This is a genomic window from Streptomyces cacaoi (assembly GCF_006539165.1).
In the GTDB taxonomy this organism is placed as follows: Bacteria; Actinomycetota; Actinomycetes; order Streptomycetales; family Streptomycetaceae; genus Streptomyces; species Streptomyces cacaoi.
In genome coordinates this window covers 83653-107601 of sequence record NZ_BJMM01000024.1, presented here as the reverse complement: position 1 = coordinate 107601, position 23949 = coordinate 83653, and the positions used below count along the sequence as shown (strand labels likewise).

The 23949-nt window shown below is 73.9% G+C and carries 18 protein-coding genes; 6 read left to right on the top strand and 12 right to left on the bottom strand.

Going from position 1 to position 23949, the window contains the following annotated elements:
- Positions 1-218 precede the first annotated feature (218 nt).
- A complete protein-coding gene (locus tag SCA03_RS21790) occupies positions 219-1226 on the bottom strand; it encodes a stage II sporulation protein M (RefSeq protein WP_086818125.1) in 1008 nt (335 codons plus the stop codon).
- A gap of 109 nt (positions 1227-1335) precedes the next feature.
- Here SCA03_RS21790 and SCA03_RS21785 point away from each other — a divergent pair, with 109 nt between their 5' ends.
- Positions 1336-2298: an RDD family protein gene (locus SCA03_RS21785; RefSeq protein ID WP_141275585.1), complete on the top strand. Its 963-nt coding sequence runs from the start codon at positions 1336-1338 to the stop codon at positions 2296-2298.
- A 97-nt stretch (positions 2299-2395) separates the two neighbouring features.
- Here the strand turns inward: SCA03_RS21785 and SCA03_RS21780 are convergent, their stop codons facing one another.
- Positions 2396-3064 (bottom strand): hypothetical protein, encoded by a 669-nt coding sequence (locus SCA03_RS21780; protein WP_141275584.1) that lies wholly within the window; start codon positions 3062-3064, stop codon positions 2396-2398.
- A 130-nt stretch (positions 3065-3194) separates the two neighbouring features.
- A complete protein-coding gene (gene ahcY / locus SCA03_RS21775; protein WP_030889521.1) occupies positions 3195-4652 on the bottom strand; it encodes an adenosylhomocysteinase in 1458 nt (485 codons plus the stop codon).
- 408 nt (positions 4653-5060) lie between these two features.
- Between ahcY and SCA03_RS21770 the strand changes: the two genes are divergently transcribed.
- Positions 5061-7454, top strand: a complete 2394-nt coding sequence (locus SCA03_RS21770; protein WP_230988841.1) for a fructose-specific PTS transporter subunit EIIC — start codon at positions 5061-5063, stop codon at positions 7452-7454.
- Positions 7455-7524: 70 nt separating this feature from the next.
- On the opposite strand, the gene SCA03_RS21765 is transcribed toward SCA03_RS21770, so the two are convergent.
- The 6 genes from SCA03_RS21765 to SCA03_RS21740 form a co-directional block, all read right to left on the bottom strand.
- Positions 7525-8490: a cation diffusion facilitator family transporter gene (locus SCA03_RS21765; protein ID WP_030889528.1), complete on the bottom strand. Its 966-nt coding sequence runs from the start codon at positions 8488-8490 to the stop codon at positions 7525-7527.
- Positions 8491-8528: 38 nt separating this feature from the next.
- Positions 8529-9755, bottom strand: coding sequence for a mannose-6-phosphate isomerase, class I (gene manA / locus SCA03_RS21760; protein WP_030889529.1), 1227 nt, complete (start codon positions 9753-9755; stop codon positions 8529-8531).
- 189 nt (positions 9756-9944) lie between these two features.
- Positions 9945-11084: an SIS domain-containing protein gene (locus SCA03_RS21755; protein WP_030889532.1), complete on the bottom strand. Its 1140-nt coding sequence runs from the start codon at positions 11082-11084 to the stop codon at positions 9945-9947.
- A gap of 45 nt (positions 11085-11129) precedes the next feature.
- Positions 11130-11303, bottom strand: coding sequence for a Trm112 family protein (locus SCA03_RS21750; protein WP_086814502.1), 174 nt, complete (start codon positions 11301-11303; stop codon positions 11130-11132).
- A gap of 133 nt (positions 11304-11436) precedes the next feature.
- The gene (locus SCA03_RS21745; protein WP_086814499.1) at positions 11437-12798 is read right to left on the bottom strand and encodes a phosphomannomutase/phosphoglucomutase; all 1362 of its coding nucleotides are present in this window, start codon (positions 12796-12798) and stop codon (positions 11437-11439) included.
- 109 nt (positions 12799-12907) lie between these two features.
- A complete protein-coding gene (locus SCA03_RS21740) occupies positions 12908-13300 on the bottom strand; it encodes a DUF3499 domain-containing protein (protein ID WP_030889538.1) in 393 nt (130 codons plus the stop codon).
- Between the two features lie 179 nt (positions 13301-13479).
- Here SCA03_RS21740 and SCA03_RS21735 point away from each other — a divergent pair, with 179 nt between their 5' ends.
- Positions 13480-13929, top strand: coding sequence for a metallopeptidase family protein (locus SCA03_RS21735; protein WP_078873963.1), 450 nt, complete (start codon positions 13480-13482; stop codon positions 13927-13929).
- A gap of 111 nt (positions 13930-14040) precedes the next feature.
- Here the strand turns inward: SCA03_RS21735 and SCA03_RS21730 are convergent, their stop codons facing one another.
- From SCA03_RS21730 to SCA03_RS21720, 3 genes are all read right to left on the bottom strand, one after another.
- The gene (locus SCA03_RS21730) at positions 14041-15666 is read right to left on the bottom strand and encodes a DUF5719 family protein (RefSeq protein ID WP_086814498.1); all 1626 of its coding nucleotides are present in this window, start codon (positions 15664-15666) and stop codon (positions 14041-14043) included.
- A complete protein-coding gene (locus SCA03_RS21725; protein WP_086814497.1) occupies positions 15663-19526 on the bottom strand; it encodes a glycosyltransferase family 2 protein in 3864 nt (1287 codons plus the stop codon). The genes SCA03_RS21730 and SCA03_RS21725 overlap by 4 nt, the downstream gene beginning before the upstream one ends.
- 319 nt (positions 19527-19845) lie before the next feature.
- A complete protein-coding gene (locus SCA03_RS21720; protein ID WP_004952403.1) occupies positions 19846-20109 on the bottom strand; it encodes a WhiB family transcriptional regulator in 264 nt (87 codons plus the stop codon).
- 939 nt (positions 20110-21048) lie between these two features.
- Between SCA03_RS21720 and SCA03_RS21715 the strand changes: the two genes are divergently transcribed.
- From SCA03_RS21715 to SCA03_RS21705, 3 genes are read left to right on the top strand one after another with little or no spacing between them, the layout of a single operon-like run.
- On the top strand, positions 21049-21540 hold the full coding sequence (locus tag SCA03_RS21715) for a cysteine dioxygenase (protein ID WP_086814496.1): 492 nt from the start codon (positions 21049-21051) through the stop codon (positions 21538-21540).
- Between the two features lie 33 nt (positions 21541-21573).
- Positions 21574-22563 carry a 2-phospho-L-lactate transferase gene (cofD, locus tag SCA03_RS21710; RefSeq protein ID WP_030889555.1) on the top strand — a complete coding sequence of 330 codons (990 nt, stop codon included), beginning with the start codon at positions 21574-21576 and terminating at the stop codon, positions 22561-22563.
- Positions 22560-23930 (top strand): coenzyme F420-0:L-glutamate ligase, encoded by a 1371-nt coding sequence (locus SCA03_RS21705; protein WP_086814495.1) that lies wholly within the window; start codon positions 22560-22562, stop codon positions 23928-23930. The genes cofD and SCA03_RS21705 overlap by 4 nt, the downstream gene beginning before the upstream one ends.
- The last annotated feature ends 19 nt before the right edge of the window (positions 23931-23949 follow it).

Sequence of the window (23949 nt, the reverse complement as noted above, 5' to 3'; positions counted from 1 at the left end):
TCTCCGACTCTATCAGACCGAAGTCCGAGAGAAGTTCGGGGGTGCTTCTTCGTGAATTCCTCGGAATTCCCTGGGAAGCGGTTCAAGAGACTAACTGCTGCTTCCGAGTTCGTCCAACTCGGGGGCGGCTGTTCGAATCCATTGCCTCGGAGTCGGCCGCGTCAACGGCTTTTTCGAGGCGGTCAGGACAGTAGCAGGTCGGCGGTGCCGCTCGCACATCAGGCTGCGGTGGGGACCTCGACAGGCCGGTCGGCCGGGGCCACATCTCCCGTTTCGCCCGCGTTTGCCGCTCGTCGTCCGACGACGAAGACGTAGGACAGGAAGGCGAGTTCGGCTGCGACGCCGATCAGGATGCGGGCCCAGGTCGGCAGCCCGGAGGGGGTCACGAACGCCTCGATGACGCCCGAGACGAGGAGGACCGCTGCGAGCCCGATGGCCATCCCGAGGGCCGAACGTCCCTCCTCCGCAAGGGCGGTGCGACGGCTGCGCCGGCCCGGGTCGATCACCGTCCAGCCGAGGCGGAGCCCGGTGCCGGCAGCGACGAACACAGCTGTCAGCTCCAACAGCCCGTGCGGCAGAAGGAGTCCGAGAAAGGTGTCGAGGCGGCCTGCCGAGGTCATGAGTCCGATGCCGAGGCCGAGGTTGAGCACGTTCTGGAAGAGCACCCACAGGACGGGCAGGCCCAGCAGTGCGCCGAAAACGAGGCAGATGGCGGCGGCCTGGGCGTTGTTCGTCCAGACCTGGGCGGCGAAGGAGGCCGCCGGGTGGCTGGAGTAGTACGCCTCGTACTGGCCGCCGGGGCGGGTCATCTCGCGGAGTTCGTCGGGGGCGGCGATGGTGGCGCGGACCTCGGGGTGGGTGCCGACCCACCAGCTGATGACGGCGGTGAGCACGACGCACAGCAGAGCCGTCGGTATCCACCAGTTCCGGGAGCGGTACACAGCTGCGGGGAATCCGGCGGTGAAGAAGTGTGCGGCGTCGCGCCAGCTCGCCTTGCGGGCACCGGTGACGGTGCTGCGGGCGCGGGCGACGAGTGGGGTGAGGCGGGCGAGGAGGGCCGGGTCGGGCGCGGCCGAGCGGACCTGGGAGAGGTGCGTCGCCGTGCGCTGGTAGAGCGCGACGAGTTCGTCCGCCTCCGGGCCGGAGAGGGCGCGTCGACGGCGCAGCAGTGCTTCGAGGCGGTCCCATTCGGCGCGGTGGGCCGAGACGAAGACATCCAGGTCCATGGGGAGAGCTTGGCAGATCGTCCACGACGGACGGCCGGCTGCTCCTGGGAGACTGGCGGTGAGGCTCGGGGCAGACCTCGGGAGCCGGAGTGCGCGAGGAGGATGCGGGTTGAGCGAGCTGGTCACCGGCGACGCGGTCGTGCTGGGGCTGCGGCCTGCCAGGGTGCCGAGCCGGGCGCTGGCCGTCCTGCTGGATCTCGTACTGGCCTGGACGGCCTATCTGCTGATCACGCTTGCGCTGCTGTTCGGGACGGCGTCGCTGGACGGTGCCGCGCTCGCCGCCGTGCAGGTCGGGCTGTTCCTGCTCGTGCCCGTGGGCGTGCCGATCGCGGTGGAGACGCTCAGCCGTGGCCGGTCGGTGGGCAAGGTGGCCTCGGGGCTGCGGGTCGTCCGGGAGGACGGCGGGCCCGTCAGGTTCCGGCACGCGCTGGTGCGCGGGGCCGTGGGCGTCGTCGAGATCCAGCTGACGCTGGGCGTCGTCGCCTGTGTCGCCTCGCTGGTGTCGGCGCGGGGGCGGCGGCTGGGCGATGTGTTCGCCGGGACGCTCGTCGTCGGCGAGCGGATGCCGGAGGGCCCGGGATCCTGGGTGCCGCAGCCCCCGCCGTGGGTCGCGCAGGAGTTCGCCGGGCTGGATCTGTCCCGAGTGCCGGAGGGCCTGTGGCTCGCGATACGGCAATTCCTCGGCCGGGCCGGGCAGTTGGATCCGGTCGTCGCGCGGTCGATGGCGGAGCGGCTCGGCAGCGATCTGTGCGGCTGGACCGGGACACCGGCGCCGCGGGGGATGCCGGCCGAGGTGTTTCTCGCCGGGGTGACGGCGGAGCGGCGCGCGCGGGAGGAGCGGAGGTTCTTCCCCGCGCCGGGGGGCGTACCCGGCTCCGGGCCTGCCACCGCGTCCGGTTCTCCCTCTGCTCCCGGTCGTGGGGATGCTCTCCCGCCCGGTTCCGCTTCTGCTCCCGCGCCCGGGCGTCTGCCCGCATCGGGCGCCGGCTCCGTCCCTCCGGAAGGTTCGTCCGGCCCCGGGAGCGGTGGGGAGGACGAGCCGCCGCGCACCGGGTTCGTCCCGCCGTCCTGAGCGGGCCGTCGGGCAGCCGGGTGTCGTGCCCGGGCGAGTGAGCGCCGGGCGGGGCCTCGGCGGGCCGTGCGGCGGTTGCGGTGCCGGTGGGCGCGGGTCAGTGGGCCGGTGGGGTGGGGAAGGCGGAAGGCGGGGAGTCCAGGTCCTCCAGTTCGACGCCGGGGGCGGACAGGACGACGTCGCCCGCCAGATGCACGGTGTGCTGCTCGGCCGTCTCCAGATCGGTGACGCGGTAGGCGTCGACGGTGAGCGGGCCGGTGTCCGTGTGGTGCGTCTCGGTGCCGGTCAGCGCCCAGGACCGGTCCACCGTGCGCGGGGCCAGGGCGGGGGGTGTGAACGCGACGAGGCGGAGGCGGGTGCCGGGGTCGCCCCGGGCGGGGCGGGCGAGATACGCGCAGGCGATCAGGAAGGCGGGGGACGCGCCCGTGAAGCCGTGTGCGGTCGCGTTGCCCTCCTGGGCGTCGTGGAGGCCCCGGCCACGGTCCCGCGCGGGTGCGTCCTGCGCGTCGGTGGCGGCGCTGCGGACCCAGGTCACGCCGTCGAGGACGCCGCCGCGGATCTGCCAGGCGCGGGTGCGCAGTTCGAGCCGGAGGGGGCGGGCCAGCGCGTCCAGGGTGAGGTCGAGGGAGCCGTGCTCCTCGCCCGTGGGCCCGGTGAGACGGGAGACGTAGCGCCAGCCGTGCGGCCCCGGTGCGCAGTGGAAGCGCTCTGTTCCCAGGGGAGTCCGGTCGGCGGGGTCGTACAGGGAGTAGGTTCCGCGGGGCATGGGTCCGGTCCGGGTCGTGCCGGCCGGCGGGCGGGGCCTCGCCCGTGGGGGCGTTCCCGCCGCGCGGCCGGGTGGCCCCGAGGGACAGGCCCCCGCCGGGGCGGGGGCCTGTGGAGGGAGCCGGGGTGGATCAGTAGCGGTAGTGGTCGGGCTTGTACGGGCCCTCGACCGGGACGCCGATGTAGGCGGCCTGCTCCGGGCGCAGCTCGGTGAGCCGGACCCCGAGGGCGTCGAGGTGGAGGCGGGCGACCTTCTCGTCGAGGTGCTTGGGGAGCACGTAGACGTCGGTCGGGTACGACTCCGGCTTGGTGAACAGCTCGATCTGGGCGATCGTCTGGTTCGCGAAGCTGTTGGACATCACGAACGACGGGTGGCCGGTGGCGTTGCCCAGGTTGAGCAGGCGGCCCTCGGACAGCACGATGATGGACTTGCCGTCCGGCCAGGTCCAGGTGTGGACCTGCGGCTTGACCTCGTCCTTGACGATGCCGTCGATGGCGGCGAGGCCGGCCATGTCGATCTCGTTGTCGAAGTGGCCGATGTTCCCGACGATGGCCTGGTGCTTCATCTTGGCCATGTCCTTGGCCATGATGATGTCCTTGTTGCCGGTCGTGGTGACGAAGATGTCGACGGTGTCGACCACGTCGTCCAGCCTGACGACCTGGTAGCCGTCCATCGCCGCCTGGAGGGCGCAGATCGGGTCGACCTCGGTGACCAGGACGCGGGCGCCCTGGCCGCGCAGCGACTCGGCGCAGCCCTTGCCGACGTCGCCGTAGCCGCAGACGAGGGCGGTCTTGCCGCCGATGAGCACGTCCGTGGCCCGGTTGATGCCGTCCACCAGGGAGTGCCGGCAACCGTACTTGTTGTCGAACTTCGACTTCGTCACGGAGTCGTTGACGTTGATCGCCGGGAAGAGCAGCGAGCCGGCCTGCTGCATCTCGTAGAGGCGGTGCACGCCGGTGGTGGTCTCCTCCGTGACGCCACGGATCTCGGAGGCCAGCTGCGTCCACTTCTGCGGGCTCTCCTTCAGCGTGCGGTTGAGCAGCTGGAGGATGACGCGGTGCTCGTCGTTCTCCGCGGTGTCGACGGAGGGCGCGGAGCCGGCCTTCTCGTACTCGACTCCCTTGTGCACGAGGAGGGTGGCGTCACCGCCGTCGTCGAGGATCATGTTGGGGCCGCCGGTGGGGCTGTCCGCCCAGGTCAGCGCCTGCTCGGTGCACCACCAGTACTCCTCCAGCGTCTCGCCCTTCCAGGCGAAGACGGGGACGCCCTTGGGGTCGTCCGGGGTGCCGTCCGGGCCGACGGCGACGGCCGCCGCCGCATGGTCCTGGGTGGAGAAGATGTTGCACGAGGCCCAGCGGACCTCGGCGCCCAGGGCCGTCAGCGTCTCGATGAGCACGGCCGTCTGCACCGTCATGTGCAGGGAGCCGGTGACGCGGGCACCCGCGAGCGGCTGTGCGGCCGCGTACTCCTTGCGGATCGCCATCAGGCCGGGCATCTCGTGCTCGGCCAGCTTGATCTCCTTGCGGCCGAAAGCGGCCAGCGACAGGTCGGCGACCTTGAAGTCCTTGCCGTTCGTGGAGGTCGTCATATACGAGCTGCTCCTCGATGTGGAGGTGTTGACTGACTGGTCCGTGCTGCGGCGCGGGGGAAGGTGGCGACCGGTTCGCACGGAGGCAGGCCAACCGTCTCCGGGCACACTCGTCCCCTGCTCGCAGCTCAGTCCGCCGGAGGCCCTCTCTCCCTCGGGTGCCCGTTGAGCGGGCCGCCCGACCGCCATCAGCAGCGACGTCTGGCTCTACGAATCTACACCGCCCGTCCAGGGGACCTGATTGCCTCGGGTGGCGGCAAGGGTGACACTGGGGCGGTTTTCAGCCGCTCCCCTTCGGCCGGCGCGGCTGACCGGGCCCGACGGCCCACCGCGTGTGTGCGACGCCACGCAGCTCGTCCGCGCGGAGAACGACCCCCACGTCCGACGGCCGATGGCAAGGAGAACCCAGTGACCAGTCCTGCCGACCCCCGCGACGGAGCGGCACCACCGGCCGGAGCGGGACTGAAACTGCTCGCGGTGACGGCGTGCCCGACGGGTATCGCCCACACGTACATGGCGGCCGAGAAGCTCACACAGGCCGCCGAGGCACGCGGCATCTCGATGAAGGTGGAGACGCAGGGATCCATCGGGGCCGAGAACGTCCTGTCTGACAACGATGTCAGCTCGGCGGACGGCGTGATCGTCGCCGCCGACAAGGACGTCGACACCTCGCGCTTCGCCGGCAAACGCCTGCTGGTCGTCGGCGTCGCGGAAGGCATCAGCGACCCCGGCGGCCTGATCGACCGGGTGCGGGAGGCGCCCGTGCACCGCGCCGGTGGCGGGGACGGGAGCGGAGCCGACGACGGCGCCTCCCCCGCCGGCACGGGCGGCGAGGGCCCGTCCGGAACGTCCGGCTCCGCCGGGGCCTCCCGGGAGCGGAGCCTGGGCTACAAGGCGCTGATGAACGGCGTCTCGTACATGATTCCGTTCGTCGTGGTGGGCGGACTGCTCATCGCCGTCTCACTGGCGCTGGGCGGTCATCCGCAGGCGGACGGCGGGCTGGTGATCCCGGACGGCAGCTTCTGGAAGCACGTCAACGACATCGGCACCATCGGCTTCACGCTGATGGTGCCGATCCTGTCCGGCTACATCGCCTATGCGATCGGGGACCGGCCGGCGCTCGTGCCCGGCATGATCGGCGGCTGGATCGCCAACACCGGTGAGCTGTACGACTCCAAGTCCGGCGCCGGGTTCATCGGGGCCATCGTGACCGGCTTCCTCGCGGGCTATCTGGTGCGCTGGATCAAGCTCGTACCGGTCTCGAAGTTCGTCCGGCCGATCATGCCGATCATCGTCATCCCCGTGGTGGCGACCTCGGCGCTCGGGCTGTTCTTCATCTACGTCATCGGCCGGCCGATCTCCTGGGTCTTCGAGAACCTGACCGACTTCCTGGGCGGGATGACCGGGACGAGCGCCGCGCTGCTCGGTGTCGTCCTCGGCCTGATGATCGCGTTCGACATGGGCGGGCCCGTCAACAAGACGGCGTTCCTGTTCGGGACCGGGCTGGTCTCCAAGAGCCCCGAGGTGATGGGCATGTGCGCGGCGGCCATCCCCGTGCCGCCGCTCGGCCAGGGCATCGCCACACTGCTGCGCCGCCGCTTCTACTCCGGCCAGGAGCGGGAGACGGGGTACGCCGCGCTGTTCATGGGCTTCTTCGGCATCACGGAGGGAGCCATTCCGTTCGCCGCGGCCCGGCCGGCCCGCGTCATTCCGGCGAACATGCTGGGCGGTGCCGTCGCCGGCGGCGTGGCCGGGCTGGCCTCCGTCGCGGACAACGTGCCGCACGGCGGGCCGATCGTCGCGGTGCTCGGCGCGATCGACGGCGTGCCGATGTTCTTCGTCGCCGTCGCCATCGGCACGGCTGTGACCGCGCTGACGACGGCCGGGCTGCTGTCGGTCGGTGCGGGGCGCGGTTCCGGCGACGGGGACGCGTCCGCCGGCGCGGCCGAGAGTGCCGGGGAACAGCGGGCACAGCTGAGCGAGCAAGGGCCCGGACTCGATGCCGCACAGCAGACGAAGGAATCCGCCGACGCACAGCGGCAGCCGGAAAAGTCGGCACAGCTGGGCACGCAGGAAAAGTCGGCACAGCTGGCGGAGAAAACTCACCCGGCACAGCAGGCGCGGAAAACGTCGGCCGCACAGCTGGCCGAGGACGCGCAGCCGGCCGGGGAGACTCCCGCAGAAGCAGAAGCAGAGGACACACAGCCGGCTGGGAGAGCGTCCGCAGCTGAGGCCGAGGGCGCTCCGCAGGCTCAGCAGGCCGAGGGCGCATCGGAAGCACAGCTGGCCGAGGGCGCGGTGCCGGTGCAGCGCGGGTCGGCGGAGCCGGTGGTGCTGTCCGGGTATCTGTCGGGCGGCACCGTCCGGGAGCGGCTGGAGGCCGACGGGGGCGACGGCCCGGACGGCAAGGCCGCCGCCATCCGGGAGATGGCCGGGCTGCTCGGCCGCAGCGGCAGGGTGGCGGACGTCGACGGCCTCGTCCGGGCAGCGCTGGCGCGTGAGGAGCAGGGCACCACCGGGCTCGGCGAGGAGATCGCGATTCCGCACGCGAAGACGGACGCGGTCACCGCGCCGGTCGTCGGCTTCGGCCGCGCGCCGGAGGGCATCGAGTGGGGCGCGCCGGACGGGACACGGGCCCGGCTCGTCTTCATGATCGCCGTACCGGAGGCGGCGGCCGGGGACGAACACCTGCGCATACTGGCGCAGTTGTCCCGCACGTTGATGGACCCGGCCTTCCGGGAACGGCTGTCGCAGGCGCCGGACAAGGAGGCGATACTCGGGGCGCTCGCGGAGATCGGCTGAGTGGGCCCCGCACACACACGGCGGCCCCCGCCCCGGGAAGGGACGGGGGCCGCCGTGTGCGGGCCGTGGGTCAGGCGGGCGGTGCGTCGGCCGGCCCGGACTCCACGGCGGCGGCCTGTGTGCCCGCCGGGCGCAGGATGTCGGGCTCCAGATAGATGACGCGGGCGATCGGCACGGCCTCGCGGATGCGGCTCTCGGCGGCGTCGATCGCGCGGGCGACCTGCCGGGCGGTGTCGTCGTGCTGGACGGCGACCTTGGCGGCCACCAGCAGTTCCTCCGGACCCAGGTGCAGGGTGCGCATGTGGATGACGGAGGTGACCGTCTCGCCGTCCACCACGGCCGCGCGGATCCGCTCCCGCTCGGCCGGATCGGCGGACTCGCCCAGCAGCAGCGACTTCGTCTCGGTGGCCAGGACGAGCGCGATGACGACGAGCAGCGCGCCGATGCACATCGTCCCGACGCCGTCCCACACGCCGTTGCCGGTCAGCAGCGCCAGACCGACGCCGCCCAGCGCGAGGACGAGGCCGATCAGCGCGCCCAGGTCCTCCAGCAGCACGACCGGCAGCTCGGGCGCCTTCGCGCGGCGGATGAACTGCGGCCAGGTCTGCCCGCCGCGCAGCGCGTTGGACTCCTTGATCGCCGTCCGGAAGGAGAAGGACTCCGCGATGATGGCGAACACCAGGACGCCGACCGGCCAGTACCAGTGCTCGACCGCATGGGGATGGCTGATCTTCTCGTAGCCCTCGTAGAGCGCGAAGACGCCGCCGATGCTGAACAGCACGATGGACACGAGGAATCCGTAGATGTAGCGCTCGCGCCCGTAGCCGAACGGGTGCGCCTCGCTGGCCTCGCGCTTGGCCCGCTTGCCGCCGAGCAGGAGCAGCCCCTGGTTTCCGGAGTCGGCGACCGAGTGGACGCCCTCGGCGAGCATCGAGGCCGAGCCGCTCAGGGCCGCGGCCACGAACTTCGCCGCGGCGATGGCCAGATTGGCGCCGAGCGCCGCGACGATCGCCTTCGTTCCGCCCGATGCACTCACGCGCGGGTGTCCCTTCCTGCTGTGGTCGGGCCGCTCGTTCAGACGGCCACGGTGGCGCGGAAGAGCGTACCGTCACCGCTCAGCCGGACGCGCTCGGCCGCCGGGACCCAGACCGACCGCCCGGGCGTGAGGGCGAGTTCACCGTCGTCCTCCTCGCTGTGCACCACGGCGGTCCCCGCGGTGCACAGCAGGATCTGGCCGGCGTGCGGCGCGAGCACGTGCGGCTCGGCCCCGGGGACGAGCGTGAACCGGGAGAGCCGGAACTCGCCGACGGGCGTCGTGTAGCTCTCCTCGCCCCCGGCGTCGTCCGCCTCCGGGCGCAGGATCCCGGGCTCCCCCGGCTCGAAGCGGACGATGCGCAGGAGTTCGGGCACGTCGATGTGCTTGGGCGTCAGCCCGCAGCGCAGCACGTTGTCGGAGTTGGCCATGATCTCGACGCCGAGCCCGCGCAGATAGGCGTGCGGCACACCGGCGTCCAGGAAGAGCGCCTCGCCGGGGCGCAGGGTGACGTGGTTGAGCAGCATGGCCGCCAGCACGCCCGGGTCGCCCGGGTAGTGCTGGGCGATGGCGGCGTAGGCGGCGTACTCCTCGCGGCCGGGTGTGCCGGGGGCGGTGTCCGCGCCCTGTTCGGCGAGGCGGGCGGCCGCGGTGGCGGCCTCGTCGACGGTGCCGGCGATCTCGTCGCGGTCGGCGGTGAGCAGCGCGGTCAGCACCTCGCGCAGCGCGTCGGTGCCGGGCCGGGCGCGCAGGATGTCCACGTACGGCGCGAGGCCGGCGACGTCCAGGCTCTCCAGGAACGCCGCGGTCTCCTTGGGCGGCCGGAATCCGCACAGGCCCTCGAACGGCGTGAGCGCGCAGAGCAGTTCGGGCTTGTGGCCGTCGTCCTTGTAGTTGCGGTGCGGCGCGTCGAGCGGGACGCCGCGGGCCTCCTCGTCGGCGTAGCCCTCGGCGGCCTGCGCGCGGTCGGGGTGCACCTGGAGCGAGAGCGGGGAGTCGGCGGCCAGCAGCTTGAGCAGGAAGGGCAGCCGCGGCCCGAACTCCCGTACGCTCGCGGCGCCGAGCTGTCCCTCCGGATCGGCGGCGACGACATCGGACAGGGTGCGGTCGGGCAGCCCGCCGCGCTCGATCCGGGAGGGCGCGCCGGGGTGTGCGCCCATCCACAGCTCGGCCTGCGGCTCGCCCGTCGGCTGCTCGCCGAGCAGTTCGGGGAGGGCGGTGGTGGAGCCCCACGCGTAGGGCCTGACGGTGTTGACCAGACGGTCCATGGGAGGTGTTCCTGTCCTGCTGACGGGCGGTTGCGGTACGGGCCCGGCCGGCGGGCGGTCGGTGCGGGTGTCGGTGCCGGGGACCGGGGGCTGCCGGGAGCGGGCGGAGTTTCGGGCGCTTCGGGCGCTCAGGGCGCTACGGGCGCTGTGGGAGGCGCGGGCGGCGGGCGGACGGCGTACGGGTGGGGCTCACGCTCCGGGCGCTTCGGTGTCGGCGATGGTCAGATAGGCCGCCGTGAAGCCGAGGGTGGCGATCAGCTCGGCCGCCGCCTCCAGCGGATTGCTGCCCTCGCTCGCCTCCAGCTCGCTCAACGGCGTCCCCTGCTCGTGCACGAGGTCGTGGGCGGCGACGGTGGCGGAACCGGCGGCGGGCGCCGCCTCGCGCAACAGAACGACGCGGGCGCGCTGTTGCTCGGGCTCCTCGACCCGGTCCCGGAAGAAGTCGTCCAGGTCGGAGCCCCCGGCGAACGCGCCCGTCAGCAGCGCGCCGTGCGCCGTCATGGCCTCGGGCAGCTCCGCCGCCAGCGCGGGCCTGCCGGCCGAGGCGGCCAGCAGCACACCGGCGTGCCGGCCCGCCGCGCCGGCGAGCGCGCCCTCGCTCCACAGCAGCGGCAGCGCGCCCGCCAGCTCGGCGGCGAGGGTCTTGGCGGGGTTGCCGTAGGGCGGGACGGCCGGGCCGCAGCGCTCGGCGACGGAGTCGAGCCGCGCGGCGAGGGTCGAGGGCGCGGGCGCGCTCTGTGCCGGTCCGAGCCGGTCGACGAGGACCAGCAGCGGGGTGAGCAGCGCCCAGAAGGTGCCGGGCGCCCCGGCGGCCCGTTCCTGCCCGCCGGAGCCGTACGGTTCCGGTGCGGGCGGCACGGTCAGCCCGCGGCTGCCGAGGGCCTCGGCCAGCTCGCTGCCCTGCGGGGCGACGGCGACGATGCTGCAACCGCGCCGCGCCGCCTGGTCGACCAGCGCGGCCAGCCCCGGCTCCGAGCCGTCCGGGGTGACGAGCAGCAGGAGATCGACGGAACCGGCCCAGCCCGGCAGCGACCAGCGCAGCGCGGCGCGGTCGGCGAGCGCGCCGGTGGTACGCAGCGGTTCGACGGGCACGGCCCCGTTGGTGAGCGCGCCGAGCAGATCCGCCACCCGGCCGGCCTCCGGGCCGGGCCCGGCGACGAGCAGGGCGCGCGGCCGTCCCGAGGGGCGCAGCGCGTCCAGCCCGGCCTCGCCCGCGAGCCGCAGCCCGGTGCGTACCCGGGCGCCGGCCTCGGCGGCGCCGCGCAGCAGGCCCCGCGTGTCCGCGCGGGTGAGGGCCTCGGGGTCGTCGAGGAGCGACTCGTCGAACATCTTCCGTGGCCTCCGATCGGCCGCCTCGGCGGCAGCGCTTCCGGGTCAGGCGGGCCGGCGGGCTTCGTCCACCAGGAGCACCGGGATGCCGTCCCGCACGGGGTAGATCAGGCCGCAGCCGCTCCCGCCGGTGCAGTGCAGCTCGTCGCCTTCTTCCCGCAGCGGCGCGTGGCACGCCGGACAGGCGAGAATCTCCAGGAGTCCGGCTTCGAGCGGCATGGTGTCCTCCGGTGCGGGTGTGGCGGCTGTCGCGGTCAGGGTACCGCCGGGCCGCACGAGGGGTACCACCGAGGCGGCCGGGCCACCGGCGCCCACCAGGGCCGCCGCGCCCGGCCCGGCCGCCGTCGCGGGCTCAGCTCCGGACGATGCCGAGCACCTCGTCGCGCACCTGCTCGACGGTGGCCGCGTCGCGGGCCTCGACGTTGAGGCGCAGCAGCGGTTCGGTGTTGGACGGCCGCAGGTTGAACCACCAGTCGCGTGCGGTGACGGTGAGCCCGTCCAGCTCGTCCAGTTCGACGCCCTCGCGGGAGGCGAAGGCGTCCTTGACCGCGGCGGCCCGGCCCTGCTGGTCGTCGACGGTGCTGTTGATCTCGCCGGACGCCGCGTACCGGTCGTAGCGGGCGACGAGCTGCGAGAGGGTGCCCTGCTGCCCGCCGAGCGCGGCCAGCACGTGCAGCGCGGCGAGCATGCCGGTGTCGGCGTTCCAGAAGTCCCGGAAGTAGTAGTGCGCCGAGTGTTCCCCGCCGAAGATCGCGCCGGTCCTGGCCATCTCCTCCTTGATGAAGGAGTGCCCCACCCGGGTCCGCACGGGCGTTCCCCCGCTCTCCTCGACGACCTCGGGCACCGACCAGGAGGTGATCAGGTTGTGGATCACCGTCGAGCCGGGCTCCTTGGCCAGCTCGCGGGAGGCGACCAGGGCGGTGATGGCGGACGGGGAGACCGGGTCGCCGTTCTCGTCCACCACGAAGCAGCGGTCGGCGTCGCCGTCGAAGGCCAGTCCGATGTCGGCGCCCGTCTCGCGCACCCGGCGCTGGAGGTCGACGATGTTCGCCGGGTCGAGCGGATTGGCCTCGTGGTGGGGGAAGGTGCCGTCCAGCTCGAAGTACATCGGGTCGAGTTCGAGCGGCAGCCCCTCGAACACGGTGGGGACGGTGTGTCCGCCCATGCCGTTGCCCGCGTCCACGACGACCTTCAGCGGGCGGATGGCGGTCAGGTCCACCAGGGAGCGCAGATAGCGGGCGTAGTCGGCGAGCATGTCCCGCTGGGTGAGGGCGCCTTGGGGGCCCTCGGCCGCGGGCGGCCCGCCGGCCTCGGTCCACTCCTCGACGAGCGCCCGGATCTCGGCGAGCCCGGAGTCCTGCCCCACCGGCGCCGCACCGGCCCGGCACATCTTGATGCCGTTGTACTGCGCGGGGTTGTGGCTGGCGGTGAACATGGCGCCCGGCCTGTCCAGTTCGCCGCTGGCGAAGTACAGCTGGTCCGTGGAGCACAGCCCGATCTCGGTGACGTCCGCCCCCTGGCCCGCCGCTCCCTCGGCGAACGCGCGCGCGAGCCCCGGGGACGAGGGGCGCATGTCGTGTCCGACGACGGCGGATCCGGCCCGGGTGACCCGGACGAACGCGGCCCCGAACAGCCGGGCGAGTTCCTCGTCCCACTGGTCCGGCACCACACCGCGCACGTCGTACGCCTTCACGATCTGCGACAGATCAGCCACGGCTCAGCCCCTCCTGGGGTCGTGAATCATCGAGTGGGCCCCAAATCTACCCGGGAGGGTGAGCCGGACCGCGGGTGCGGCGGGGCCGGGCCGCCGGGTCCGCCGGGTCCTAGGACTCCGGTGAGCGCAGGACCCGCAGGTGGCCGCGGCGGGCGACCTCCATCGGGTCGGCCTCCCGGCCGTCCGCGCCGAGGCGGTCCTTGCCGGAGGCGGACGGTTCCTGACGGGGCGTCCGGGCGGCCTCGCGGACGGCGTCGGCGAGCGCTTCGAGATCGTCCCCGCTGGGGCGGGCGGCCGCGGTGTCGATGGCGAGCCGGACGACCTCCCAGCCGCGCGGCGCCGTCAGCCGCTCGGAGTGCTCGGCGCACAGGTCGTAGCAGTGCGGCTCGGCGTAGGTGGCGAGGGGGCCCAGAACAGCGGTGGAGTCCGCGTAGACGTACGTCAGCGTCGCGACGGCGGGACGACCGCAAGCGGTGCGCGAACAGCGACGTACAGGGCTCACGACGTTGGACCGTACCGCACTCTTGAGCGGGCTGCGACGACTCTCCCCCGGGTCACCCTGCCGTGTCGTCCCGGTTCGCCGGGAAACGCCTGATCTGCTGAAAGACACAGCCCGTTGCCCGCCGCGCGCGAACGCCGACCGGCCCGCGTGCACAGGCCCCGCTGACTAGGCTCGGAGCGATGAACAGTCCTGTACCTCCGCGTGGTTCCGGCTCGCGGCCGCACAGCCGGGACCGCCACGGCCGCGGCATGCGCGGACCGGTGGCGCCGCCCCAAGTACCGCTCGCCATCAGCAGGGCGGAGGCGTTCGACGATCTCGTCCGCGACTCGGTGGCCCGTCTGGAGCGGCACTGGCCGCAGCTGGCGAGCGTCGAGTTCGCCGTGCAGGAGGTGCCGCGCGCCGACGAGGCCGAACTGCGGGCCACCGACGAGGCGGTGCCGCTCGGCCGGGTGCTGGAGGGCGACGGGGAGCGGCCCGACCGGGTCGTCGTCTACCGGCGTCCGGTGGAGATCCGCTCCCGTACACGGGACGAACGGGCCGTGCTCGTCCACGAGGTCGTCGTGGAGCAGGTGGCCGAACTGCTCGGTCTCGCACCGGAGACCGTCGACCCCCGCTACGGGCAGGACTGACCCCCCTCCGGCCGTGCGGGCCGCCGCACCTGTACCCGGACGGCGGCGGCCGTCCGTGCGAGGGCCCGCCCGGGTGGCCGCCCGGCGCCTCCGCCCGCCGCTACTCGCCGTTCACTCGTCGTTGAGGACCGAGAGGTCCTGCGCGGCGTGCGGGACGGCCACGGTGCTGCCGTCGTCGGGCATGCCCTGCACCGTGAACGCCGGGACGCCGTCCTGCTCGCGGGCGAGCGTGCGGGAGGCGAACACCGGGCCGCCGGAGAGCCGTTCGACGGTCACCGCGTAGCTGCCCTTGCCGCCCGAGGGCCGGGGCGGGAGCACGTCCTTGGTGGTGTGCGCCTTGAGCGTGACGGTCGTGCTGCGGGGGCTGCCCCCGCCCGATCCGGCCGAGGCCGTCACCCGGACCTTGGCGCCCTCGTCGGGGGCGCTCAGCGCGAGGTGCGCGGCGGAGGAGCCCTTCTCCGGGTCGGTCGGGTTGTCGACCACGGTCGCGCGGTGGGTGAGCGGCGCCGTCGAGGGGATGAACGCCGTCTCCTGCTTGCTGCCCTTGCCCCGGGTGACGCGTACGGCGGCGACGATCCGGGGTGCGTCGGAGCTGTCGTCGGCGGGCGAGAGCACCAGGGAGCCGGCCTCGCCCTTGGTGAGGTCGTCGAGGTCGACGGCCGTGGTCATACCGCCCCGGACGTGCAGGGACTCGGAGCCGGCCGGGGTGATCGCGCCGGACTCCCCGGCCAGCCTGACCTTCAGGTCGGCGTCCCGGCTGCCCGGCGCGAAGACGACGAGCCGGACGGACGAGGCGTCCTTGGGGATGCCGGGCAGCACGGCGCGGGGCTGTGCGTCGTCCGCCGGCGCGATCCAGTCCCCGCCCGCCTTCTGGTCGGCGGCCTGGATCTGGGCGCCCACCCGGCCCGTGCGGGCGGTGACGTGCACGGTGACGTTGGTGACCGGCTTCGCCGTCAGCGTGGAGAGCAGCACGGGCACCGAGGAGCGGGGCGGGACGGTGATGCCCTCGCCGCTGCCCGCGCCCGCCTTCTCCTTGCCGCCCTTGCCGTACAGCTCGACATCGACGACGGCCGCGGAGTTGTCCGGGTTGGTGAGGTGGACGTAGTCCTGGCGTCCGGCCGCCGTGCTGGCGCCGGGGAACCAGAACGAGGTGTCGGGCGCCGAGCAGGCCGCACCGTGCAGGCCGCGTCCGGCGCCCGCGCTCACGGTCGTCGTCTGCTGGACCGTCCAGCCCGGCGCGAACGGGCCGTCGGCGGTGCCGACCAGCGCCGGGGCCTCCGCGCTGTCGGTCTCGGCGGTGACGGGCGTGCCCGGCGTGGTCGAGCTGACGACGGGCTCGCTCCCGGCGTCCTGCCCCTTGCCGTCGCCCTTGCCCGCGTTTCCGTCCTTGTCCTTGCCGCCGCCCTTGTCCTTGTCGTCGCCGTCCTTCCCGGCGTCCTTCCCGGCGCCGTCCCCGGAGCCGCCCTTGCCCGATCCGTCGCCCGCGCGTGCGGCCGGGTGGAGTTCGGCGCTGCCCTTCTTGCCGGGGCCGCCCTTGGGGGTGAAGGCGGTCCAGGTGGTCTCCGCGACGTCGGAGGAACTGGGCTGCGGGCACACCAGCGTCGTGCGCTCGACGGGCTTGTGCGCGGCGGCCGTCGCGCTCGCGTCGCCGTCGCCGGGGGCCGCGACCACGGCGACACCGGTGACGGCGGCCAGCGCCACGACCGTGCCGCCGAGGCCGATGAGGGTGCGGTTCACTGCTGCCTCCCGTCGCCGTAGCGGGGATCGTGCGGATAGCCGTAGGCATCGGTGTGCGGGGCCTGGCCGGGGGCCGGCGGCTCCTGCCCGCCGGGGTGGGCCGCGGGGTCCCGGTAGCCGTCCTGGAAACCGGCCGACTGCCAGTCGCCGTAGGCCGGTTGCTGGACGTAGGCCGGGTCGTAGGGCTGCGCCTGCTGCGCGTAGGGCTGGTCGTAGGGGTGGTCGTACTGCTGCGCCTGCTGCGCGTAGGGGTCGCCGTACTGCTGTGCGTACGGGTCCTGCCCGGGCTCGGTGCCCTGTGCCGAGGGGTCGTAGGACGGTGCGTACGGGTCCTGCTGAGGTACGGCAGGCTGCTGATGGGCGTACGGGTCGTATCCCGTGTCGTAGGGCGGTTGCCCGGGTGGCTGCGGTGGGTCCGCCTCGCCCCAGGCGTCGGCCGCCGGGCCGGTGTCCTCGGCGTCCCCCGGGCCGTCGGAGGAACCGGAGGCGCCGGCCCGGTCGGCCGGGCCGGGGTGCGTGCCGGACGCCGCCGCCTCGGCGCGGAGCCTGCGGGCCCTGCGGCCCTCGCCCGCGACCGGCTGTGCGGGGACGGCCGGTGCGTCCGGCAGGTCGTCGTCCACGTCGCGGCGCCGGCCGGGCAGCGCCAGCACGACGACGACCAGCAGCAGGAAGCCCTGCGCCCACGCCCAGGCGGTCCGGGTCAGCGGCGTCTCGTAGGTGAGCGCCAGCTTGCCGCCGCCGGTGGGCAGTTCGAAGCCCTGCGCCCAGCCGTCCACGGTGACCGGCTTCAGCGGGCGGCCGTTCAGCGTGGCCCGCCAGCCGCCGTCCGCCGTGTCCGCGACACGCAGGAGACGGCCGGACGGCCCCGCCGGCAGCGTGGCATGCGACTCGACGGGCCCGGCGGGCACGGCCACGGGCGCCGTGACCCCGCCGGCGGCGGCGTTGCGCTCGCCGCCCGGCACGATCGCGACCCGGGAGACCTGCTCGTCGACCCGCCACAGGGCGCTGCCGTCGGCCTGGCTGAGCCGGGTGAGCCCGGGGGTGGCGTCCAGGGTGCGGCTCATCGCGCGGGAGGCGCCGTCGCGCAGCAGGACGTAGCGGACGGCGTAGCCGCCCAGCTGGCTCGTCTGGTCGGCGCCGGAGCCCGCGACCAGGTTGGCGACGATGCGGTCCAGGCGCTTGTCGCCGCCGCCCGTCGCGGCCAGGTCGGCGTCGCCCAGCCGCGCACCGGAGCCGCGCACCAGGGTGTAGCCGACGGCGGACGGGCCGCTCCCGCCGGAGTCCGGCCGCTCGGAGTCCAGGACGAGGGTCCGCGCCTGGTCCTCGGTGCCGCTCTCCTCCGCGACGAAGGCGGGCACCTGCACCGGGTCCCGGCGGGAGAGCGGGCCGTCGGCGCCGCCGACCATCCAGGCGACGGCGGCGCACAGCGGGGCCGCGACGGCCGCGGCGGCGATCAGCGCGGCCACCGGCTGCCGCCAGCCGAAACTCTGCGCCGCGACCCGCTCCTTGGCGCCCTCGCCACCGACGGCCGCGGCGCTCAGCAGGGCGAGCCCGTACACGAGGGTGGCGGGCCCGGCCCAGGCGGAGCCGTTGGACAGCCCCGCGAACAGCAGTCCGACGAGGGCGACGGCCCAGGCGAGCAGGATCACGGCGCGGCGCTCGGAGCGCAGCAGCGCGGCGAGCGCGGCCAGCAGGACCCCGGTGAGGAACAGCCCGTCGAGGGTGCCGGGCCCGCCGGGGGACAGCAGCAGCAGATCGACGGCGCCCGCGGTACCGGCGCCGAGGTCGAGGCCGATCCCGGCGAACAGCAGCCCGGGGTCCGTCAGCAGCGTCAGCGACCAGGGCGCCAGCAGCACCAGCGGTGTGACGAGGACGACGGCGGCCCGGGCGGCGGCACCGGTGAGCGGCTCCTCGCCCCGGCGGACGACGAGCATGCCGAACCGGGCGGCGACCAGCACGGCGGCGAGCGGCCACAGCACCGGCGTGAAGGCGGTGACGACGCTCAGCAGCAGCGCGAACGCCCAGGCGGCCCGCCAGGTGGACCGGCCGCGCAGCCCGCTCGCGGAGACGGCCGCACGCGCGAGCGGCGGCAGCAGGACCGCCAGCACCGCGGTGCCGATCCGGCCCTGGGCCAGCGCGCCCGTCGCCGCGGGCAGGAAGGCGTACGCGACGGCGCCCCAGGCGCGCACCAGCCGGGAGCCGACCAGCGGGCGCGAGGCGAAGTAGGCGCTGAGCCCGGCCAGCGGGACCGAGCACACCAGCAGCAGCGTGAGCGCCGTCCCCGTGCTGCCGAACAGCACGGTGGCGAGCGTCGCGACGAAGGCGAGGTAGGGCGGGGCCGCGCCGGTGCCGCCCGTGCCGACGGGGTGCCAGCCGTCGAGGTAGCGCCCCCACAGCTCGCCGACGCCGTCCGGCGCGGGCAGCAGCGCACCGCCCGCGAGGGAGCCGCTGCCCAGCAGCGCCCGGCACGCGACGAGGGAGACCAGGAGCAGGACGGCGAACAGCACCGGCGCCGGCTTGCGCGCGACCCGCTTGAGCCGGACGAACTGCTCGACCTCCAGGAAGTCGGCGTCGTCACCGCCCGGCCCCGACTCGACGGCTCCGTGCCGCCCGCCGGAGAGGAGTTCGGGCTCCGAGCGCCCGCCGAAGTTGCTGGCCACCTGCTCGACGGTGGCCCGGACGGTGGCGCCCGGCGGCGGGAAGAGCGGGCGCAGCTCCTTGTGCGGCACGGCCGGACGGCCGCGCGCACGCCGCGCCTTGAGCACGCGCCCGAAGCGCAGCAGCGTCCCCGACAGCCCGGTGATCTCGTCCAGCGCCTGTCCCGGGACCTTGCCGACCAGGTAGGCCAGGGTCCGCAGCAGTGTGCCGAGGACCAGCCGGAGCACGATCCAGGGCATCAGCGCGCCGGGCGCGTTGGCCAGCAGGGTGTGGACGGCGCCGGCCTTGTCCACGCGGTGGGGGCTGGCCCCCTTGCCGGCCCTGCCGACGCAGTCGACCGGGCGGCGCTCGCGCGAGGCGGCCTCCGCGTGCCGCAGCACCGCGTCCGGCGCCACCAGCACCCGGTGCCCGGCGGCGTTGGCGCGCCAGCACAGGTCGACGTCGTCGCGCATCAGCGGCAGTGCGCGGTCGAACCCGCCCAGCTGCTCGAAGACATCGCGGCGGATCAGCATGCCGGCAGTGGAGACGGACAGCGCGGGCCGCACCTGGTCGTACTGGCCCTGGTCCTGTTCGCGCCGCTCGATCCCCGTCCAGCGGCGCCCGCTGTGCGCGAGGGTGACGCCGGCCTCCAGCAGCTGGCGCCGGTCGTACCAGCTGCGCAGCTTCGGCCCGACGACGACGGCCGACGGGTCGGAGTCGGCGACGCGCAGCAGTTGGGCCAGTGCGTCGGGCTCCGGCGCGCAGTCGTCGTGCAGCAGCCACAGCCATTGCACGGGCTCGCCGTACGGCAGCTCCGGCATGTCGTACGCCTCGTCGCGCCAGGTGCGGGTGACGGGGTCCCAGCCGCTGGGCCGCTTCAGATAGGGCAGGTCCTCGGGGGTGAGGACCGGTGCGGTGCGCACGCACTCGCCGACCGCGGTACCGAAGCCGGTGCGCCGTGCCATGTGCAGCACGCGGTCGGGGCCGAGCGCCTCGGCGAGCAGCTGGGCGGAGTCGTCGGCGCTGCCGGTGTCCGCCGCGAGTGCCGACTGGACGGGGCGGTCCTGCCCGAGCAGACCTGACAGGGCGTCAGGCAGCCAGCGCGCACCGTCGTGTGCGACGAGCACCGCGGTGACGACGTGGCGGGGGAACTCGGGAGGGGTGGAGGCGGCCGCCCCTGCCGCGGCCGGCTCGTAGGGCGCCATATGGCTGTGCACGGACATCGAGGTAGGGGCCCTCCCCGGGTGCGGGGGCCGCGCGGCAAGGCCGCGTCGGGACGCAAGCCCCCGGAAGACGCGTATCGGATGCGGTGGACGCGCCTTGCGCGGAAGCGGCGGCGCGTCGCGGACTGCCCCACACTAACGGCTTGCGCGAGACGCTCTGCCGCCTCCGTACAACTGCCCCGCCACCCGCCCGGAAAGCCCGGGCGGACGGCGGGGCAGTCGTCCCGCACTGTCATGCGTTCGTGTCACACGGCGTCATACCGCTTCTGTGTGGCGGACGGTCGGCAGCCGCCGGGCCGCCGCGCTCGCCGCACGCGGATCAGACGGCCGCTTTCTTCAGCCGGCGGCGTTCCCGTTCGGACAGGCCGCCCCAGATTCCGAAACGTTCGTCGTTCGCCAGCGCATACTCCAGGCACTCCGAACGGACTTCACATGCGAGGCACACCTTCTTCGCCTCGCGGGTGGAGCCACCCTTCTCGGGAAAGAACGACTCGGGATCGGTCTGCGCGCACAATGCGCGCTCCTGCCAGCCGAGCTCTTCGTCCGCCTCTTCGACCAGCAGTTGTTGGAACAGCTCGGTCATGCGCGCGCCCCTCGTCCGTCTTTGCGTCCCCGTGATTCCGTCGTTATCGAACCCTCTTGAACGACACGAGTGAAATTACAAGTGTGCCGATCCGAGGCAGTCAAGCCGAGATCTGCTATTGAGCCCGTTATTCACCCGGCGGAACCAAGCCGGCGCAGTAAGTGTTCAAATCACCATGAACCAGGACCCTTGTCCCCGGCACGTATCCGTTTTGCCGGAGGTTCCGCCGGAGAACGCGATGACCTGGGCTCATCTTCAGCGGTGCCGCCCGTAAGAGTTCTTGCGCCCTTCCGTGAAACCTGGTCACGGTCGGATCACGGATGCGCAACGGCGTACAGGCAACGGCTGTTGCGCCCTCCTACTCCAGCGCCACGTCGCACAAACCTTTCACCGCGCACGTCGACCGGAAGCGGTGAAACATGCCTCGCAAACCCGACATCAGGTTGACACCGGCGCGCCGGGCCCTCGTTACTGGACCGCATGTCTGCGACCTCCGCCTCCAGCGCTGCCGGGCACCGGCCCGTCGCGCGCCCTGCCGTGCTGCTGTTCGGCACCGCCCCGGCTTCCCGGGGTCGACAGGGCCACCCGGAGCCCGCGGAGTGTCCGGGTTCCTGTCGCTGTCACCGCTGTTGAGCGCCTGCTGAAGGTCTGCTGAGCGTCCGCCGGGCGCACGCCCCGGCGCGGGGCGCCGGCCGGCGCCGCGGCACCCGTGCCCCGGTTCCGGCCCGCCCAGGTGTCCCTTCCGGTTTTCCGCGGGGTTTCCCGCTGTTGCCGGGCGACTTTCCGCACCACCTTTCCTGGCCTGCCGGTTTCCGAATCCGGGAGGCCCGGACGACTTTTGTTTCTCTTCCGCTCGCGGTTCCGGGCGGCCCCGTACGCGAACGCACCGTGTACCCGTACGTGGCGCCATGAACCGCCCGCACAAAGGCAATTGAGTTCGTGAACAGCGACGTCGAAATCGCCGGCGACCCGCTCGCCGTCCAGCACCTGATGCCCTCGGACCCTGGGCACCCGGCCACCGTCTCCGGATACGCGGGGCTCCTGCGCGGCCTCGCCGCCGACCGGTCCGCCTGGGCGCCGCTCGTGCGCTACGACCCCGAGCCGCGCTGGTACCACCGGCTGCGCAGCGGGCCCGGGTACGAGGTGTGGCTGCTCAGTTGGCTGCCCGGGCAGGGCAGCGGGCGGCACGACCACGGCCCCTCGTCCGGCGTCTTCGGGCTGCTCCAGGGGGAGTTGACGGAGCACGGCGCGGGGAGCCGGACCCTGCGGCCCGGCGCGCTGCGGGTGTTCGGGCCCGGATATGTACACGAAGTGGTCAACGACGGGCTGGAGCCCGCCGTCAGCGCGCACGTCTACGCGCCCGGGCTGACCAGCATGCCGATGCACTGCTCGGCCCGGGAGGGGCGTCCCCGGGAGGCACTGGCCCGGTGACACCGGGCGGTCCCCGGCTGCGAGACTGGGCCCATGCAGCGCATCGTGGTTCTGGCCGGAGGCATCGGCGGTGCCCGCTTCCTCCGTGGGCTCAAGTCCGCCGCACCGGACGCGGACATCACCGTCATCGGCAACACCGGCGACGACATCCATCTGTTCGGGCTGAAGGTCTGCCCCGACCTCGACACCGTGATGTACACCCTCGGCGGTGGCATCGACGAGGAGAAGGGCTGGGGCCGGGACGGGGAATCGTTCGCGGTGAAGGAGGAGCTGGCCGCGTACGGCGTCGGACCGCAGTGGTTCGGGCTGGGCGACCGGGACTTCGCCACCCATATCGTGCGCACCCAGATGATGGGTGCCGGCTATCCGCTCAGCGCGGTGACCGAGGCGCTGTGCGCACGGTGGCAGCCCGGTGTGCGGCTGCTGCCGATGACGGACGACCGGGTCGAGACGCACGTCCTCATCGACACGGCGGACCTCGCCGGTTCCGACGGCGCGGAGGAACAGGGGCGCAAGGCCGTGCACTTCCAGGAGTACTGGGTGCGGCTGCGCGCCTCCGTGGACGCGCACGCCGTCGTGCCGGTCGGCGCGGACACGGCGAAGCCGGCGCCGGGTGTGCTGGAGGCGATCGCGGAGGCGGACGTCGTGCTCTTCCCGCCGTCCAACCCCGTCGTCAGCGTCGGCACCATTCTGGCCGTGCCGGGGATCCGGGAGGCGATCGCCGAGGCGGGGGTGCCGGTCGTCGGCCTCTCGCCCATCGTCGGGGACGCGCCGGTACGCGGCATGGCCGACAAGGTGCTCGCCGCCGTCGGTGTGGAGACGAGCGCGGCGGCCGTCGCCCGGCACTACGGCTCCGGGCTGCTGGACGGCTGGCTCGTGGACGAGACCGACGCCGGCGCGGTCGCCGGTGTCGAGGAGGCCGGGATCCGCTGCCGCGCCGTCCCGCTGATGATGACCGACGCCGAGGCGACGGCCCGGATGGCCCGGGAGGCGCTGCGGATGGCCGAGGAGGTGCGGGCATGACCGCGGCGGCGGGCCGGGACGGCGCCTCCTTCCAGGTGTGGGCGCTGCCCGGGATCCCCGAGGTGCGGCCCGGGGACGACCTGGTCAAGCTGATCACCGCGGCGGTCGGCGGGCACGGCCGGCCGCTGGTCGACGGCGATGTGCTGATCGTCACCTCGAAGATCGTCAGCAAGGCCGAGGGGCGGGCCGTCGAGGCGGCCGACCGGGAGGACGCGATCGACGCGGAGAGCGTCCGGGTGGTCGCCCGGCGCGGCCCGGCCCGGATCGTGGAGTCCCGGCACGGCTTCGTCATGGCGGCGGCCGGTGTCGACGCCTCCAACACGCCCAAGGGCACGATCCTGTTGCTGCCCGAGGACCCGGACGCCAGCGCCCGGCGGATCCGCGCGGGCGTGCGCGACGCGCTCGGCGTGAACGTCGGCGTCGTCGTCACCGACACGTTCGGGCGGCCGTGGCGCACCGGGCAGACGGATGTCGCCATCGGGGCCGCCGGGGTGCGCGTGCTCGACGATCTGCGCGGCGGCGTCGACTCGTTCGGCAACCCGCTCGGGGTGACCGTCACCGCCGTCGGGGACGAACTCGCCGCCGCCGGTGAGCTGGTGAAGGGCAAGGCCGAGGGGCGGCCGGTCGCCGTCGTGCGCGGTCTGGCCCACCAGGTCCACCCGGCCGGGGAGGCGGACGGGCCCGGCGGACTGCCGGACGGCGAAGACGACCGCGGCGCACGGGAGTTGGTGCGCGCCGCGGCCGACGACATGTTCCGGCTCGGCACCTCCGAGGCCGTGCGCGAGGCCGTCACCCTGCGGCGCACCGTGCGGGAGTTCACCGCCGACCCGGTGGACGGGGCCGCGCTGCGCCGCGCCGTCTCCGCCGCCGTCACCGCGCCCGCGCCGCACCACACCACGCCGTGGCGGTTCGTCCTGCTGGAGAGCGAGGACTCCCGGCTGCGGCTGCTGGACGCCATGCGTGAGGCGTGGATCGCCGATCTGCGGCGGGACGGCAAAAGCGAGCAGAGCATCGCCAAGCGGGTGCGGCGCGGGGACGTGCTGCGCGGCGCGCCCGCCCTGGTGGTGCCCTGCCTCGTGGCCGACGGGGCGCACGACTATCCGGATCCGCGCCGGTCAGCGGCGGAGCGGGAGATGTTCGTCGTCGCCTGCGGCGCCGGGATCCAGAACTTCCTCGTCGCGCTCGCCGGGGAGCAGCTCGGCTCGGCGTGGGTGTCCTCGACGATGTTCTGCCGCGACGTGGTGCGCGAGGTGCTCGAACTGCCCGCCGACTGGGACCCGATGGGCGCCGTCGCCGTCGGCCGGGCGGCGGGGCCGCCGCGGGAGCGCCCCGCACGGTCCGCCGACGACTTCGTCGTCAGCCGGTAGGGCGGTTCCGCACCGACGG